This window comes from Thalassospira xiamenensis M-5 = DSM 17429, assembly GCF_000300235.2.
Lineage (GTDB): Bacteria > Pseudomonadota > Alphaproteobacteria > Rhodospirillales > Thalassospiraceae > Thalassospira > Thalassospira xiamenensis.
In genome coordinates, this window is record NZ_CP004388.1 from 1,977,275 (window position 1) to 1,994,459 (window position 17,185).

Below are 17,185 nucleotides of genomic sequence, written 5' to 3' on the forward strand. Positions count from 1 at the left end.
GCAAAAAAGAAAACGGCCCCGTTTCGGGGGCCGTTTCAGACCGCTGACAAACCCCGTCATATTTTGGCGGGGTTTTGCTTTTAGAGGTGTTTGAAAGCTGGCTTGAGTGTGCCGAGGGGATTATCCCTCGGCGATTTGCCCCTTGGGGCCCAAAGCCAGGGCTATTTTCTTGATATTTTGGGCGGCGGCGGCCAGCAGACATTGGCATTTGACATTGATCAGTCCCCGGAACCTTGCATATCGATTACCGTGAAGCTGTTTGGCATCTGCAAAGGAGCGTTCGACCGTCTCTTTTCGGCGCTTGTAAACCCGCTTGCCCCACTCTGTCAGACGATAGGCGTCAGCCCGGTCTCTGGCGTCTTGCCAGACATGGCGCGTGACAGTTTTTCGGTGGTGGGCATTGGCGGTACAGGAAGCCAGCACAGGACAGGTGCGGCATTTTTCCGGGTCGCTGTGATAATGGCGGTATCCATTTCGGTCGGTTGTCGCATAAGACAGAAGCTGACCTTCGGGGCAGCGATAAGCATCACGTTCAGGGTCATAAACGTATTTGCGTTTGGGGATGTAGCCTTCCCGAAGGTTCGGGCGGCGATAGCCCGTCACGCCAAGGATGTCACGATCTTCAAGGCCTTTGGCAATCGCGGCGGTCGCATAGCCCGCATCCAGTCCGACGGCGATAACATCAAGGTCAAAACGCTGCCCTTTGTCGGTCAAGACGGTCGAGATAGGGAATACTGTCATGCAGATTGGCCGGGGTGGCGTAACTGTCGGTAATGATCCCAAGCTTGCCATCGACTGTGCGGTGATCGAGATAGAAAAAGCCCTTGGGCTTGCCGTCGCGCACCATATATCCGCTGTCGGGATCGGTTCGGCTGATCTTGGTTTCTTTCTCAACCGGCTGGCGTTCTTTGGCTTTGAGCGGCTTTTTCGCATGAGCCGTCCGGTCTTCCTCAATCGCCAGATCCAGATCATCCCAATAGGCCGCGCGCGATTTGGCAACCACTTCGCGGTCCCATTTGTTCTTGTTGGCATCGGCCTTCAAATGCGTGCTGTCGGTATAGAGAACCTTACCATCCACCAGCCCGTGCCTGATCGCCTGCTCGACGATCTCGTCAAAAATATCCTGCGCAACACTGGCATCATGATATCGACGCCGCCGGTTCTGCGACAGGGTCGAGGCATCAAAGACCTTGTCGGTCAGCTTGAGTTGCAAAAACCAGCGATAGGCGACATTGACCTCAATCTCGCGCACAAGCTGGCGCTCCGAGCGCACGCCAAACAGATAGCCAATGAACAGCGCCTTAAACATCATCACCGGATCAAGGGCGGGACGGCCATTGTTCGCGCAGTACAAATCGGCCACGCGCGCATGGATAAAACTGAAATCGATCACGGCATCGATCTTACGAAGCAAATGATCGCTGGGGACCAAACTGTCGAGTGTCACCATCTCAAGTTCGGTTTGATGTGGGCTGGGTTTCTTAAGCATTCCCCATTGAATCAAAAATCCCCGCCAATGGCGAGGACTTTGTCAGCAGTCTGAAACGGCCCCGTTTCGGGGGCCGTTTCCGGTACGCAATCTGTGGAAGTCCACCGGGCGTTTTGCCTAGTGCGACAGGATCTGGCTGAGAAACAGCTTGGTCCGTTCGCTTTTGGGGTTCGCAAAGAATTCCTGCGGACCTGCCATTTCAACGATTTCACCGGCATCCATGAATACGACGCGGTCGGCGACTTCTTTGGCGAAGCCCATTTCGTGGGTCACGCAAAGCATGGTCATGCCTTCCTTGGCGAGTTCGACCATAACGTCGAGCACTTCCTTGACCATTTCCGGGTCAAGGGCCGAAGTCGGTTCATCGAACAGCATGATTTTCGGCTGCATGCAGAGCGAGCGGGCGATTGCCACACGCTGTTGCTGACCGCCGGAAAGCTGGCCGGGGAATTTGTGCGCCTGCTCTGCAATCCTGACACGTTCCAGATAGTGCATTGCTAGATCAATGGCTTCTTTCTTGGGCATTTTGCGAACCCAGATCGGGGCCAGCGTCAGGTTTTCCAGCACGGTCATGTGTGGGAAAAGGTTGAAGTGCTGGAACACCATGCAGACTTCGCGGCGCACGGCTTCGATGTTTTTGACATCGTCGCCAAGTAGAATGCCATCAACGGTGATTTCGCCGCTCTGATAGGTCTCAAGACGGTTGAGTGTACGGATCAGGGTCGATTTACCCGAACCGGACGGCCCGCAGATAACGATGCGCTCGCCCTTGCGGACATGCAGGTCGATATCCTTGAGAACATGGAAATTGCCATACCATTTGTTGGCCTTGCTGACGGTAATCACTTCCTCGTTCGACGGAGGAGGGACAACGCCATTGGTGGTTTGTGCTTCTGTAGCTGTCATTGTTTTTTTCCTCTCTCCTTACCGTTGCTCGCCCTTGCGGAGCTCTTTTTCAAGATAGGCCGAATATTTGGCCATGGAGAAACAGATCAGGAAGAAAATTGCCGAGGCGAAGGCATAACCCTCGACGTAGTATTTCGTCCATGCCGGGTCGCTGCGCAGTGCCAGCTTGACGGTGCCAAGGAAGTCGAACAGACCGATGATGACCACCAGTGTCGTATCCTTGAGCATCGAAATGAAGCTGTTCACGGTCGGTGGGATTACCAGACGCAAAGCCTGCGGCAGGATGATCAGGCGCATGGACTGCCAATAGGACAGGCCAAGGCTGTCGCCGGCTTCGAACTGGCCCCGCGGCACAGCTTGGAGACCGCCACGGAACACCTCGGCAAGATAGGCCGCGGTGAACAGAATGATACCGATCTGCGCGCGCAGCAGTTTGTCGATGGTCACACCGTCCGGAAGAAACAGCGGGAACATGACAGATGCCATGAACAGAACCGTAATCAGCGGCACACCACGGATCACTTCAATATAGACAACCGAGATCGTCTTGATCGCAGGCATATTCGACTGACGTCCCAGTGCAAGAAGCAAGCCCAGCGGGAAGGCAAAGATGATGCCGATCGCCGACAGGATCAGAGTCAGCGGAAGTCCGCCCCAATAGCTGTTCTGCACATAAGTCAGGCCAAGTGCACCGCCCCACATCAGGATTGCAATGATCGGAACCCCGATCACCCACATCGGGATGATTGCCTTGCGGAAGGAAGGATATTTAACCCCGCCAAGGCTGAAGCAAATGATGCCCATCAGGACAATCATAGCAAGAAGCGGGCGCCATTGTTCGTCGTACGGATAGGTTCCAAACAGAATGAGACGCAAGTTGGCGTTCACAAAGCCCCAGCATGCGCCGGTGACTTCGGCACAACCTTCGATGGAGGGCGTCAGCGTTGCATTGATGATCCCCCAGTTCACGAGTGGCGGAATAAGCCACACAAGGAATGCGATGGAGCCTAGTGTCAGGAGGGTGTTGAACCAACCGTCAAACAGGTTCTTTTTTGACCATGTAACTGCACGGGCAGAAAAAGTGCCTGTAGGAAGCGGAGGTAATTTTGCCTTATCTGCCATCTTACCTCTCCACCAGTGCCATTTTCTTGTTGAACCAGTTCATAAAGAGCGAGGTCAACAAGGACAGACCAAGATAGATCGACATGAAGATCGAGATTGCCTCGATCGCCTGACCGGTCTGGTTCATGGTCGTGTTTGATACCGACACCAGATCGGGATAACCGACCGCGACAGCAAGCGAGCTGTTTTTGGTCAGGTTCAGATACTGGTTGGTCAGTGGCGGAATGGCGACGCGCATGGATTGCGGCAGAATCACCTTGCGAAGGGCAACCGAACGCTTGATACCAAGACTATCGGCAGCTTCCCACTGGCCGTGAGGGACGGCCTGAATACCGGACCGAACAACTTCGGCAACATAGGTTGACGTGTAAACCGTCAGGCCAATTAGCACGGCAAGGAACTCGGGTGAAACATTTGTGCCACCACGGATGTTGAAGCCTTTGAGTTCCGGTATGTCCATATCGGTCGGCGCACCGCCGATCAGATAGGCAATAAAGACCAGGCCGACAAAAATACCCGTTCCGACAAGAAATACCGGGAATGGCTGACCGGTTTCATCCTGACGTTTTTTAGCCCATTTTTTGATCAAGAATATTGCAACGAAAGCGATGATCGCGGCAATTCCCATCAGGGTATAGGCATTATCGGCAACCGGAACCGGCATATACATGCCACGTGACGTCAGCAGGACGCCGGGCAGGGGTTCGAATGCGTCGCGCGGATGCGGGAACGCGTTCGGAATGACGGCATACCAGAAGAAAAGTTGCAACAGGACCGGGATATTCCGGAAAATTTCCACGTAAACAGTCGCCAGTTTCCGAACGATCCAGTTCGACGACAGGCGCGCAATCCCGAAAATGGTACCGATAATGGTACACAGGATAATCCCGAGTAAAGACACCTTTACGGTGTTCAGAAGGCCAACCAACAGTGCGGTTGCATAGCTGCTTTGTGCACTGTACTGGACCATGCTTTCACTGATTTCGAACGAAGCTTCGAGATCAAGGAAGCCATAACCGGTTGAGATGTTTTGTCGTTCCAGGTTTACCAGCGTATTGGAAACCAGATACCAGCCCGCCAATATGACAAGTCCGATCGCAATGATTTGATACAGTATTGCGCGAACATTCTCGTCATTCAGGTAATCGACGACGGTCTTGGAACGAACACCCCCCGGGGCATTTTGAGTCTTACTCATCTGACCCTCAGGTGTAGATTGTATCCAATGTGAGTGGCCTTAACGAAAAGCTCCGCCCATGCGTTCAGGCAGTGGGGCGGAGCTTCGTTAGGCGATTTTTAGCCGACGCTAGGTATTAGCGAACCGGCCAAGCATATTGCAGGCCACCGTCGGTCCAGAGAGCGTTCAGGCCGCGCTCGACACCCAGTTTCGCGGTAACGTTTTTCTCATAGCTTTCGCCATAGTTACCAACCTGCTTGATGATGCGGTATGCCCACTCTTCGTCAAGACCAAGAGCTTCGCCCATGCCCGGGGAAACGCCCAAAAGACGCTGGATGCCGGGGTTGGTGCTGCTCTTCATTTCGTCAACATTTGCCATCGTGACGCCGTATTCTTCGGCCTCGATCATGGCGGCAAGAGCCCAGCGACCGATATCAGCCCACTGTTCGTCACCCTGTGCGACAGCCGGTCCAAGCGGTTCTTTGGAAATGATTTCCGGAAGAATCATATAGTCGTCCGGGTTCGGCGCCATGGTGGTACGGATCGAGGCAAGGCCCGATGCGTCAGTGGTGTAAACGTCGCAACGGCCAGAGAAGAAGGCAGCAGTTGCTTCGTTGATGTTTTCGATAACGACCGGTTCAAAGCTCATGCCTTTGGCACGGAAGTAATCAGCCAGGTTGAGTTCGGTGGTGGTGCCCGGCTCGACGCAAACGGTTGCGCCGTCAAGTTCCGTCGCGCTGGATACGCCCAAGGCTTTCGGAATCAGGAAGCCCTGGCCATCATAGTAGTTGATACCAAGGAAGGTCAGGCCAAGCTTGACGTCGCGCGTCAGGGTCGCCGTGGTGTTACGCGAAAGGATATCGATTTCGCCAGACTGCAGAGCGGTGAAACGCTGCGCAGCGGTCAATGGGGTGTACTGAACCTTGTTAGCGTCGCCCAGAAGTGCAGCAGCAATGCCACGGCAAACGTCAACGTCAATACCTTCCCATTTGCCTTCGGCGTTGGCAGCGGAGAAACCCGGAAGACCGGTGTTCACGCCGCACTGAACGAAACCTTTAGCCTTGATGCCGTCAAGCACAGCGCCCGCGTGGGCATTGTTTGCGGCGATGGCTGCAACAGACATTGCGCCAGCGGCCAGGATCGTTTTGATTTTCATTAGATGAGCTCCCTCATTAGCAAAGCATTCTTTATGGCTTTGGTAACTTTTATGCCACCCTGGATATGCCAGAGCAGCATATCCTACTGTCCTGTTTTTATCGGACCACCAAATTAAGAAATTTTCGGCTGGTATGTGTCAAGCCTGAAAAATTTTACGCTGGGGGCTTGTTCTTCAAATTTACGCCATTTCCTCGCTTTGGTGATGTACTGAAAAACGTTGTTTTGACGACTACAGAGCCTTTTTGCTGTTAAAAAACGCCATATTTCAAAAGGTTAAAAACCTGTTCGAATGGTCAGGTTCTGAAAAGCAACAAATCTCAAAATTTTTTTGTTGTCAGCAATGAAATGAGTATTTTTTGACCAAATGTAACTGTTGCTCAAAAAATAAACTCTGTTGCGGCGCGGAATCGACTTGCGATGTGCGCTGAAATCAAATCGGCACGCTTTATGGTTCTGATTAATCTTTTGCAAAAACGAAAGCCCCGTCGATCACGCGACGGGGCTTTGATGTTCTGAGCCGGACGTCTCGGCCTAGCTGCGCAGTTCCGGTAAATTGGAAAAAAGTTCAAGTGCTGTTGGGTTTGCGAGTGCTTCCTGATTCTTCACCGGGCGCCCATGCACAACATCCCGGACGGCCAGTTCGGTGATTTTTCCTGACTTTGTGCGGGGAATATCGGCCACGGCAATGATCTTTGCCGGGACGTGACGGGGCGTACAATTGTTCCTGATCTGTTTGCGTATACGGTCGATCAGAAGTTCGTCCAGCTGATATTTTTCGCGCAGCACAACGAAAAGGATGACCCGAACATCGTTATCCCATTCCTGACCGATAACGATGGATTCTTGAATTTCGGGGAGCTTTTCGACCTGACGATAAATCTCGGCGGTGCCGATCCGGACACCGCCCGGGTTAAGCGTCGCGTCTGATCGGCCGTAGATGACCATACCGCCGTCATCGTCAAGCTCTACATAGTCGCCGTGGCACCAGATGTTATCGAAACGGTTGAAATAGGCTTCTTTATAGCGTGCGCCATCGGGGTCATTCCAGAAACCGATCGGCATGGAGGGGAAGGGGGCGGTGCAGACCAGTTCGCCCTTTTGATTGCGGATTGATTTGCCGTCATCGTCAAAAACATCAACGGCAAGACCCAGTGCGCGGGTCTGAATGATGCCGCGCTTCACCGGTAAGACCGGACAAGCAAGAACAAAGCAGCCCAGAATGTCGGTCCCGCCAGAGATGGAGGCCAAATGGATATCGGATTTTATATCGCGATAGACATAATCGAAACTTTCGGGGGCCAGAGGCGATCCGGTGGATGTCATGGCACGCACCGTCGATAGATCATGGGTTTCCCGTGGTTTAAGTTCGGCCTTTGCCAATGCATCGATATATTTGGCCGATGTCCCGAACAGGGTCATGCCCTCGGCATCGGCATAGTCAAACAATATATTTCCGCTGGGGTAGAACGGCGATCCATCGTAAAGCAGCAGTGTCGCCCCAGCCGCAAGGCCGCCCATCAACCAGTTCCACATCATCCAGCCACACGTGGTGAAGTAGAATACCCGATCGCCGGGCACCACATCGCAATGCAGGACATGTTCGGAAACCTGTTTAAGAAGCGTTCCGCCAGCGCCATGCACAATGCATTTCGGTTTGCCTGTCGTGCCGGACGAAAACATCACATAAAGCGGGTGATTGAATTCGACCTGTTCAAATACGATCTTTTCCGGACTGAAGGGGGCTAGGAAATTATCGTAGGAAACGCCATTGCGAATGCCGGTCGTGTTGGTGCCATCAAAGGCATATTTGACGATGACAACTTTCTGGATCGTCGTGATCCTGTCGACAACATCGCGGACTTTTTCGCGAATGTCGTGGCTTTTGCCATTATAGTGATAGCCGTCAACCGTAATCATCAATTTGGGTTCGATCTGGCCGAACCTGTCAACGACGCCCTGAACCCCGAAGTCGGGGGAGGCCGATGACCAAGTGGCACCGATTGCGGCTGTACCCAGCATTGCGATCACGGTTTCGACCATGTTGGGCATGTATCCGCATACGCGATCACCCTTTTTGATGCCTTCGGCGCGAAGTGCCTGCGAGAATTTCGATACCGCGATATTCAGGTCGCACCATGAGATACGGGTTTTGACCTTGTCTTCCCCCCAGAAAACGAGCGCGTCGGTGTCGTCATCACGGACCAGCAGGTTTTCTGAAAAATTCAGTCGGGCATTCGGGAAGAACTTTGCACCGGGCATTTTGTAGCCGTCAACAAGTACTGAGTCACCCCAGCTTTCTGCCTTCAGACCGACATAGTCGATAATTGCGGGCCAGAAATCTTCCTTGCTGGCAACCGACCAGTCATAGAGCGCGTGGAAGCTGTCCAGTTTCAGGCTGTGCTTTTCGTTCACCCAGTTGCGGAACCGGGTGACATTGGCGTTTTCAACGCGCGCTGGACTGGGCTGCCAAAGCAAATCGCTCATGATGGATCCTTTGTTTCCTGCCTGTTTTCTTGCAATTACCGACCATTTTTAAGGCTCAAATCGGTATCTCCCTACCACTTTTTTACGGTGAATTATGTTGCACGGCAAGAAAAGTCATGGGGCAGAGTGGGCGAAGTGTGAACTATCTTGCTGAAAGTCAAGTTTAAGAGTTTCAGGTTTTCTTCTTAGTGTTATGAAAATTAACATTAATTTTATTGGGTTTGTTGCCAGTTTTTTGAATGGAGGGTGATCGGGCCCGGGAAATTCAAGCGTTTTTCGGTAATTAAATAACCAAAATTTGCGATCTTTTGTTCGATTGTGATGTGCTGAGGGTGTGTTGTGCGGTGCGGTATTTCGAAACGGCTTGCGCTTGTCTGCATGCTGACTACTCTGTCGGAAATGAAGCCACCATCCGGAGTTGATAGCATGTCCAGAATCGATGAAAATCGCCCGTTTGTATCTGTAAATATTGCTGTTCTGACGGTGAGCGATACCAGAACGCTGGGGAATGATACCTCTGGCCAGATTCTTGCTGATCGGATCGAAGCCAAAGGTCACAAGGTCGCGGCGCGGACTATCGTAAAGGATGATTTCGACACGATTGTCTCGCAGCTCCGGCAGTGGTGCGATGATCCGAAGGTTGACGTGATCATCAGTACGGGCGGGACTGGTGTGACCGGGCGCGATGTTACGACAGAGGCCCATCAGAAGGTTTATGACAAGGAGATCCCCGGGTTTGGCGAGCTGTTTCGCTGGCTGTCATATGCCAAGATTGGCACATCGACTGTTCAATCGCGTGCAACCGCTGGCGTATCTTGTGGAACTTACATGTTTGCCCTGCCTGGGTCGAATGGTGCGTGCAAGGATGCCTGGGATGATATCCTGTTCTATCAACTCGACATTCGTCACCGTCCATGCAACTTCGTCGAACTGATGCCGCGTTTGACCGAAAAGTAATCTGCCGCTCAGGTTTTAGACGAGACGATCACCTTCCGTAGGACGATTTTATGGAAATTATCACCGATCCCTTCTTTTACCTTGTCGCAATTCCGGCAGTTTTGATTGCTGGTGTGTCAAAAAGCGGGTTTGGGGGTGGGCTTGGTGTTATGGCAGTGCCACTGATGGCATTGGCGTTGTCTCCGCAGGCCGCGGCGGCAATTATGTTGCCTATATTGTGTCTGATGGATATTGCCAATGTCTGGGCATACCGGAAGAAGTGGGATCGTCGCAATATGATGATCCTGATACCTGCCGCACTTCTTGGTATCCTGATCGGTACATTATCGTTCAGCTATCTGAATGAATATGCCGTGAAGCTGATTATTGCCCTCATTGCCATCGGCTTTACACTTGATCACTGGTTTCGTGGAAAGAGGCGTGGTGATAAAGTCAAGCCTGCCAATTGGGGCATGGGATCGTTTTGGGGGACCATTGCCGGTTTTACGAGCTTTGTCGCGCATGCTGGTGGTCCGCCGGTTTCTGTGTTCCTGTTGCCGCAGCGAATGGACAAAACGGTTTTCGTCGGTACGACCGTCATGTTCTTCATCGTTGTCAATTATGTGAAGCTGATTCCGTACTGGTATCTGGGGCAATTCGGTGGTGCCAATTTCGGAACCGCGCTTGTTCTGGTTCCGGTGGCGCTTTTCGGGACGTGGCTGGGGCTTTGGGCGCATGACAAGGTCAATGAAAAGCTGTTTTATCGGGTGTGCTACACCTTGCTGTTTATTACCGGTTTAAAACTGCTGTCTGATACCGTTATCCACTTTGCCAAGATTTGAATGACGTTCTGGTGTGATTGATGCGGTAATTTTGTGTTCATCAGGTTGAATTTTAGGGCGGGAAATTTCCTGCCCTTTTTCTTTTGGCGTGATTTAATCGGGAAAATTATCTCAAACGCACTATGTAAGCATTTTTTTCATTAACCAATCGGGTATGAATTGCATATAAATTGCACGCTTAAGAATGATGCATAAAAAAAAGCATCAACACGGGGTGAAACCAAATTTTGCAAGGGGAGCTTGCGGGAATGCCCGAACGAATTTTGCAGGTGGCAACAGAGATGTCGCAACTTGCCAATGAGAAGATCACAGAAATAAAAGGTGTAACCCGGGCTACGCGGACATTGGCGCTGAATGCGTTGATCGAAGCAGCACGTGCGGGGGAAGTAGGCCGCGGGTTTGGCGTCGTTGCCAACGAGGTTAAGGAAATCTCGCAGCGCGTAACCGTCATTACCGAAGAACTCGAACATATGTTTGAAAGTCTGGCGCTTGATCTTGAGCGAACGGCGCAAACGGCGCGTGGAGACCGCTTTGCCGACCTGTCACGATATGTTGTCGAGCTTATGGACCGAAACCTGTTTGAGCGGTCTTGTGATGTTCGATGGTGGGCCACAGACGCCGCGGTTGTTGATGTTTGCGAGAACCCGGACAACGGTGAAATCGCCAGCCAGACATCGCAGCGCCTTGGCGTGATCCTTGATTCCTATACCGTCTATCTTGACCTTTGGATTGCGGATTGTAGCGGCCGGATCATTGCCACCGGGCGTCCGGATAAATACCGTCTTGTCGGTACAGATATCGGTCACATGCCGTGGTTCCGCGAAGCTATGCGATGCCGGGATGGCGGGGCGTATGCGGTTGCGGATATCGCGCACAATGAGCTGCTAAATAACGCGGCTACGGCGACCTATGCGACGGCTGTTCGACGGGGCGGTAAGGCAAAAGGCGACGTTATCGGTGTTATGGGGGTTTTCTTTGATTGGGAAAACCAGGCACCGATGGTGGTAAAGGCATTGAACTTCAGCGACGAAGAGCGTGCACGCACGCGTGTAATGCTGATTGACTCGCAAAATCGCATCATCGCGGCGTCCGATAATCAGGGCGTCTTGAGCGAGCAGATCCGGTTGGAGGTCAAGGACCCCAATCGTGGTTCCTATCTGTTGGCGGATGGGTCACTGGTCGCTTATGCGCTAACGCCCGGTTATGAGACATATAAGGGGCTTGGTTGGCGCGGGGTGATTGTTCAACAGCCCCGAAATGCCATCAAAGCAGCTGATAAGCCGGGGGCAAAGCTTTCAATGGCGTCATAGGGGCGGTCGGCAGCAAAGCCAGACCAAGTAAAGCATAGCAACCAGAAAAGCGGGCACCGTCGGGGCTCGCTTTTTTGCTTATGCGCCTAGTGTTCGTGAAACATCTTAAAATTGGTTCCTGCTTGCGCAGGCTGGAAAAAGGAGATAGCGGTAAAATATAATATTACGACAATTCATCGATGAATTGTTAAAATAAGCCGCGGGAGGTTACCTTGACGTTGCTGTTTGCCAAGCTTGCAGTATCAATTTCTGTTGTGCTGGGGTTATCCATCCTTGCGGAGCGTACAGGCCCGCGTGCCGCCGGGGTGCTTTCCGGATACCCGCTTGGAACGGCGATCCTGCTTTATTTTATCGGGCTGGAGCAGGGCGTTGTGTTTGCGACAGAAAGCGCCGTCTATGCCCTGCCGGGGCTGATCGCAACACTTGCCTTTCTATATGCCTATTACCTGACGTCACGGTTGTTGTCAGACCGCCGGATGATATTGCAGATACCGGCAAGTTCCGTCGCGGCCTTTGGCGCATTCATGTTCGTTTCATGGATTTGCCAGCAGATCCAGTTTACCCGGATTTCAGGTGCCGTTACCCTGTTGGCTGCCATGATCGTCGCTCTGATACTGTTTCGGGGGATCGAGAATGTTCGCATATTGAACCGGGTGCGATTGACCCGACGCATCGTGCTGTTTAGAGCTGTTCTTGCCGCACTGATTGTTCTTGGCATCAGCGGTATTGCGGCATGGATCGGACCGAAATGGGCCGGGCTTTTTTCTGGGTTCCCGGTGACGCTTTATCCGATGATGCTGATCCTGCATGCATCTTATGGCATTGGTCCATTGCACACGGTAATCCGTAACTTCCCAAGAGGTATGGGATCGCTTTGGATTTATATTCTTGCGGTGACGTTCACGTATCCGGTTTGGGGTATTAATGTTGGTACATTGCTTAGCTTCGCGGCAGCGACAGTTTATTTGATCGCTTATTCCACTTTGGTCTGGATGCGCGAAAAGTCCGTGCGTGTCTGAAGCCGATCCCATAATATTACAATATATCAGTTCCCAAGGCTCCAAAGCCTGCGACCGGAAGGATGATCTGCATGCAGCAGGTTCAGTCATTGGTAAGGGCAATCAGCATTCTGAACACGCTTGCGGATAGCGAGTACGGGATGACCTTGACCGAAATCGCCCATCAGGTGCATTTGCCGCCCTCTACCGTGCACCGGTTATTGACGACGATGCAGCATGAACGCTATGTCACATTCGATGGTGAACGAACGCTGTGGTCGATTGGCGTGCAGGCGTTCAGTGTGGGTAATGCCTTTACGAAAAACCGTAATCTTAGCCAGATCGCGCGCCCCTATATGCGCGCCTTGATGGAAGACAGTGGCGAAACGGTCAATCTGGCTGTGGCTGATGGCGGCGAAGTTATTTTCCTGTCGCAGGTGGAATGTCGCAAGATGATGCGGGCATTGGTAACGCCAGGCCGCCGGGCGTTGATGCATTGCTCGGGTGTGGGGAAGGCGCTGCTTGCATTTCTGCCTGATGAAGAGGTGAATGCGGTAATCACGCAGCATGGTCTGCCAAAAATCACCGAACGTACACTGATCAGTGCCGATACGCTGAAAAGTGATCTGAACCGGTCAAGGCAGCGTGGATACGCACTTGACGATGAAGAACATGCCATTGGCTTGCGCTGTGTAGCAGGCGTTGTACGTGATGAGACAGGACTGCCGATTGCGGCACTATCCCTGTCGGGCCCCGCTGCCCGCATACCGAACGAACGGATTGAACAGTTCGGATTGAAAGTCCGGCGGGTTTGTGCAGATCTTAGCCGTGAATATGGCGGCAAACCGGTGTAAGATGATCAGCCCGCATTGATGTTCATGCAGGCTGATCTTTAAACCTTGTATTGCGTTTTACATTCCCGGGCACGAAATGCCGGTTCCGCCAAGGCCGCAGTAACCATCCGGGTTCTTGTGCAGATACTGCTGATGGAAGTCTTCTGCATAGAAGAATGGCGGGGCGTCTTTGATTTCGGTTGTGATGGCATTCCGCCCGGCGGATTTGAGCGCATCAAGATATTGTTTTCTTGACGTCTCAGCGGCTTCTTTCTGTGTGTTGTTCAGGGTATAGATTACCGACCGGTACTGTGTGCCGATGTCATTGCCTTGGCGCATGCCCTGGGTCGGATCATGGTTTTCCCAGAACAGACGCAGCAGCGTCTGATATGAAATCACAGCCGGGTCATAGACCACCTGAACAACTTCCGCATGGCCGGTCATACCGCTGCAGACCTCCCGATAGGTCGGGTTTTCGGTGTAACCACCTGCATAACCTGCGGCTGTGGTATAGACGCCGTCCTGTTTCCAGAAAAGACGCTCCGCCCCCCAGAAACAACCCATGCCAAATACAACCGTTTCAAGGTTGTCTGGGAACGGACCTGTCATCGGGTTGCCTGTAACCACATGGCGATCTGCGACTTGCAATTTCTCGGCGCGACCGGGCAGGGCGGTTTCGGCAGACGGGATAGAGACTTTTTCTGGGGCGATCGAAGAGAACATGTCAGAACCTGCCTTGAGTTAATGGACTGAGTTGCAATTTAACCCAGATTGATGCTTTGGCAATTGCCTTCACGGTAAATTGTCTTCGAACATTCTTTTGGTAAGGGCCGTGCGGGACGCGATAATAAGAATCCTGCATGTCATTATCGCTGGAAGCCGCTGATTTGCGACGCGCAAGACATTTGAAATCATCCTTGCTGATTGGTGGCGGTGTAATCAACCTGTTCATCGGGTTCGTATTCCTGCCTCTGCCGCCCCCATTTTTCGGGATGGTTTTTATTGCGATTGGCATCCCGATGCTGGCGGCCGGGTCAAAACGCACAAGGCGTTTCATCCAGTATTTGCGTTGGCGATATTACCGGCACAACACCAGAATCGAGGCGGTTCTGAAGCGCCTGCCGGGGTTTCTTCGCAGGCATGGCCATAAGACAAGGCCGGAAGCGCTTCATCGACACCGGTCATTCGGTCACTGGGCAGGTAAAGCATCCGGGGCGAGTATGCCACCCGACGATAAATCAAAACCCTGAAGCTTTTTCCGAAGATGTGATTTCAGGGTTTTATGTGACGGATCAGACAGTCAATTCCGGCGCGTTTCAGGCCGCCACACGCTGATTGTGCTTCGGACTGGCTGGAGTACTTTCCGGTCATCAGACGGAAAAACAGACCTTGACCTTCAATCGCAATGCTTTGGACCTCGTGGCTTGCGCCACGAAGGATGCCGTTACCCATGGTTTCAAATTTCAACCAACGGGATTCAGCCATTTCACGCGAACGATAGGCCGCCAATTGCACCGCGTAATAAGAAGAACTGCTTGTTTGAACCGGTTGAGACGCTTCTGGCTTGGGTTCCGGTTCACGGATCGAAGGTGCAGGGGCCTCAGCAATCTTTGCTGGCTCGGTTGGAATTTCCGCAGTGCTCTCTTCAGCTTGGGCTTTGTTTGACGCATCCACCATTGGAACTTCGATCAAGGTGCTTTGTGATGCAGATGTTTCATCTTCCAGTTCCAGCGTGCCGCTTTCAATGGGACGCGTTGTTGAAGTCAGAGCTTTGTTTGACGCCCTTGGCGTAACCGCATCGCCTTTGATCGTAGGTGGTGTCGTTGCCGCGGTTAGTTGCTCTGTTTGGGGGACAACAGACGGTGCAGCAATTTTCCTTGCTGGTCGGTCAACAGAGGTCAGGCGTGCTGTATTGCTGCTAACATCCATTTCCATTGCGGGACGCGCAGCCGTTGAATCCTCGGGCGGAATGTCGAGCGCGACAGTGTTTTTGTAAAAGTCGCGATTTCTTTGCACCGTCGGCGGATCGGGAAGTTCCGGGCCGGGCGCAACGATTGCCGAAGCAACCACCGCATCAATTTCGCGCGAGCGGGCAAGATCCGGATTGCTGATATCCATCGCCTTAATGCGCTTTTGTGCAAGGCTTGTGATCGTACCGCTTAGCATAATGCCGTTACCGCAATTGATCGAGATTGAGGCATTCGGATCGGCTGCGGTCAACCAGAGATAAAGGCGCCGCGCCTTTGCATGTTCGTTGGCAAGATCAAGTGCCATGGCATGACGCAGGTCATCGGCCGGATTGCCCTGCAGCGATATCGGTTCTGCTGCATTGTCATTCAGGGCTTGGTTCGAAACTGTCCCGGCAGATGCATTATCAAAGAAAAGACCGCAGGCAGCACTATCGATGCCAGATGCTATTGCCGTTTGCGATTGGCTGTCCGTATCGCTGATTTTGATTTGTTTGGACCCAGTTTTGTTGCCAAACAGCGACATCATATCGTCAGAAGAGCATCCGGAGAGCAGGGGGACGAACAGTGCAATCGTCAGGCAGCCGTATTTCCAGCGCGACGATATGACGGATTTGGCGCTTTTATTGATCAATTGGCACCTGATTTCCCTTTGAGCCCCCGAAGGTCCATTGCATGGACTTCACCAATTTTGCAACCGGGCGGCACACTGTCAAGCAGTCAGAGAAAACAGATGATCGATTTATCTCAGCGTTTCGCGGGATATCGTCGTTTCGATACGATTAGCGGTGTTATGCACTATCAGCGGTTCATCAATGGGATGACAATCCCGGCAAGAAGCACCAGAACGGTAATCGCCAGAACGATGTTGACGATCCCCTTGCTAAACTGGTTGGCTACTTCGTGGCTGACGCCGGAATCCTTTGCGCGTGATTTTGCCGCGCCGCCATTTCCTGCGCCACTTTCCTGACGGGTCAGGATTTTCACAACCTGTTTTTTGTCGCGTTTTGTGGCGTCGTCATATTTGTTTTCGACAACGCGAACTTCGGAATTGTTATTGTTGGTCAATGCGTTTTTCGCAGAATTGATCGCGCTTTGATAATCCGAAAGCGTTTCCAGGTCCATTTGCTGTCCTGTGCTGCGCACGACAACAACAGTATAACTTTTCCGCAGCACAGCGTCAGGCATGACCAAGTCCAGTTCCATGTATTACCCACAAGAGGGGTAATACATGGCGACAAACGTGTGTGTTGCAAAGCTATCCTAACGAATAGTTTCGGAAGGTTTTTTTGCGGTGCAAATCTATTGCGGAATTTTTGCTGACAGCTCTTTGTATTCGTCGCAATCCATACCGCAGACTTTCTCCAGTCGCGCAAGGTTTTCACGCGCCATGTCGGGCTTTCCGGTCTGAAGGAACAGTTCGCCCTGATATTCCAAAGCACCCTTGTGTTCCGGATCAATCATCAATGCGCGTTCGTAGTTTTGGGACGCACTTTCAAGATCGCCTGATTTCCGCTGACTATAAGCAAGATAGTTAAGGATATCGGCATTTTTCGGATCATCTTCGAGCATGCCTTCAAGGCTTGCGATAGCCGTGTCGTATTTGCCAGCATCAATCATTTCGACGACTTCGGACAGATCGGGTGTGTCGCTGCCCCAACTGCTGCCGCTGCCCATCGCCAAAGCTGCGGAGGATACAGTACCCAATGCAAGCGTCATTGCCAGCGATGCAATAAAATAACGGGTTTTACCTTTGGAATTCATTGTCGCTACCTTTTCCTTAAAAAACATATGCACCAGATACGTTGGGGGCTTGGGATCAGTTTCGGATTTAGCACAACTTTGCGTTAAGTGCAGTCACGAGTTGGTGAAAGAAATATATTCCAAAGCTCTGAATTAGGTGGCGATTGCCAAACGAGTGTTAAAACCTTTGGTTTTGCTGTGCCGTTCTGAAATACGCAAA

At 52.2% G+C, this 17,185-nt stretch carries 16 protein-coding genes; 5 read left to right on the forward strand and 11 right to left on the reverse strand.

Features of this window, described 5'->3' with window-relative positions:
- Positions 1-120: 120 nt before the first annotated feature.
- The 6 genes from TH3_RS09285 to TH3_RS09310 form a co-directional block, all read right to left on the reverse strand.
- Positions 121-1,489 (reverse strand): IS1182 family transposase gene (locus TH3_RS09285; RefSeq protein WP_420855226.1). Its coding sequence is split into 2 segments (ribosomal slippage): positions 121-699 and positions 701-1,489, totalling 1,368 coding nucleotides; the frame shifts between segments, so codons are not numbered across the junction.
- A gap of 117 nt (positions 1,490-1,606) precedes the next feature.
- Positions 1,607-2,395: an amino acid ABC transporter ATP-binding protein gene (locus tag TH3_RS09290; protein ID WP_037987528.1), complete on the reverse strand. Its 789-nt coding sequence runs from the start codon at positions 2,393-2,395 to the stop codon at positions 1,607-1,609.
- Positions 2,396-2,413: 18 nt separating this feature from the next.
- The gene (locus TH3_RS09295) at positions 2,414-3,517 is read right to left on the reverse strand and encodes an amino acid ABC transporter permease (RefSeq protein ID WP_007092144.1); all 1,104 of its coding nucleotides are present in this window, start codon (positions 3,515-3,517) and stop codon (positions 2,414-2,416) included.
- Position 3,518: 1 nt separating this feature from the next.
- Positions 3,519-4,715, reverse strand: coding sequence for an amino acid ABC transporter permease (locus TH3_RS09300; protein ID WP_007092145.1), 1,197 nt, complete (start codon positions 4,713-4,715; stop codon positions 3,519-3,521).
- A 115-nt stretch (positions 4,716-4,830) separates the two neighbouring features.
- Positions 4,831-5,850 carry an amino acid ABC transporter substrate-binding protein gene (locus tag TH3_RS09305; protein WP_007092146.1) on the reverse strand — a complete coding sequence of 340 codons (1,020 nt, stop codon included), beginning with the start codon at positions 5,848-5,850 and terminating at the stop codon, positions 4,831-4,833.
- A gap of 533 nt (positions 5,851-6,383) precedes the next feature.
- On the reverse strand, positions 6,384-8,336 hold the full coding sequence (locus TH3_RS09310; RefSeq protein ID WP_007092147.1) for an acetoacetate--CoA ligase: 1,953 nt from the start codon (positions 8,334-8,336) through the stop codon (positions 6,384-6,386).
- A gap of 426 nt (positions 8,337-8,762) precedes the next feature.
- Here TH3_RS09310 and moaB point away from each other — a divergent pair, with 426 nt between their 5' ends.
- The 5 genes from moaB to TH3_RS09335 all read left to right on the forward strand — a co-directional run bounded on the left by moaB (position 8,763) and on the right by TH3_RS09335 (position 13,276).
- The gene (moaB, locus tag TH3_RS09315) at positions 8,763-9,293 is read left to right on the forward strand and encodes a molybdenum cofactor biosynthesis protein B (RefSeq protein ID WP_007092148.1); all 531 of its coding nucleotides are present in this window, start codon (positions 8,763-8,765) and stop codon (positions 9,291-9,293) included.
- Positions 9,294-9,343: 50 nt separating this feature from the next.
- Positions 9,344-10,114, forward strand: a complete 771-nt coding sequence (locus TH3_RS09320; RefSeq protein ID WP_007092149.1) for a sulfite exporter TauE/SafE family protein — start codon at positions 9,344-9,346, stop codon at positions 10,112-10,114.
- A gap of 248 nt (positions 10,115-10,362) precedes the next feature.
- The gene (locus TH3_RS09325) at positions 10,363-11,424 is read left to right on the forward strand and encodes a methyl-accepting chemotaxis protein (RefSeq protein WP_007092150.1); all 1,062 of its coding nucleotides are present in this window, start codon (positions 10,363-10,365) and stop codon (positions 11,422-11,424) included.
- Positions 11,425-11,636: 212 nt separating this feature from the next.
- Entirely contained in the window at positions 11,637-12,443 is an 807-nt protein-coding gene (locus TH3_RS09330) for a hypothetical protein (protein ID WP_007092151.1), read from the forward strand.
- Between the two features lie 71 nt (positions 12,444-12,514).
- On the forward strand, positions 12,515-13,276 hold the full coding sequence (locus TH3_RS09335; protein WP_007092152.1) for an IclR family transcriptional regulator: 762 nt from the start codon (positions 12,515-12,517) through the stop codon (positions 13,274-13,276).
- Positions 13,277-13,333: 57 nt separating this feature from the next.
- Here the strand turns inward: TH3_RS09335 and msrA are convergent, their stop codons facing one another.
- The 5 genes from msrA to TH3_RS09360 form a co-directional block, all read right to left on the reverse strand.
- Positions 13,334-13,978: a peptide-methionine (S)-S-oxide reductase MsrA gene (gene msrA / locus TH3_RS09340; RefSeq protein ID WP_007092153.1), complete on the reverse strand. Its 645-nt coding sequence runs from the start codon at positions 13,976-13,978 to the stop codon at positions 13,334-13,336.
- A 1-nt stretch (position 13,979) separates the two neighbouring features.
- The gene (locus TH3_RS22845) at positions 13,980-14,312 is read right to left on the reverse strand and encodes a hypothetical protein (protein ID WP_139328151.1); all 333 of its coding nucleotides are present in this window, start codon (positions 14,310-14,312) and stop codon (positions 13,980-13,982) included.
- A gap of 215 nt (positions 14,313-14,527) precedes the next feature.
- A complete protein-coding gene (locus TH3_RS09350) occupies positions 14,528-15,856 on the reverse strand; it encodes an SPOR domain-containing protein (protein WP_007092155.1) in 1,329 nt (442 codons plus the stop codon).
- A gap of 167 nt (positions 15,857-16,023) precedes the next feature.
- Positions 16,024-16,347: a hypothetical protein gene (locus tag TH3_RS09355; protein ID WP_233421863.1), complete on the reverse strand. Its 324-nt coding sequence runs from the start codon at positions 16,345-16,347 to the stop codon at positions 16,024-16,026.
- Between the two features lie 177 nt (positions 16,348-16,524).
- Positions 16,525-16,986: a tetratricopeptide repeat protein gene (locus tag TH3_RS09360; RefSeq protein ID WP_007092157.1), complete on the reverse strand. Its 462-nt coding sequence runs from the start codon at positions 16,984-16,986 to the stop codon at positions 16,525-16,527.
- Between the last annotated feature and the right edge of the window lie 199 nt (positions 16,987-17,185).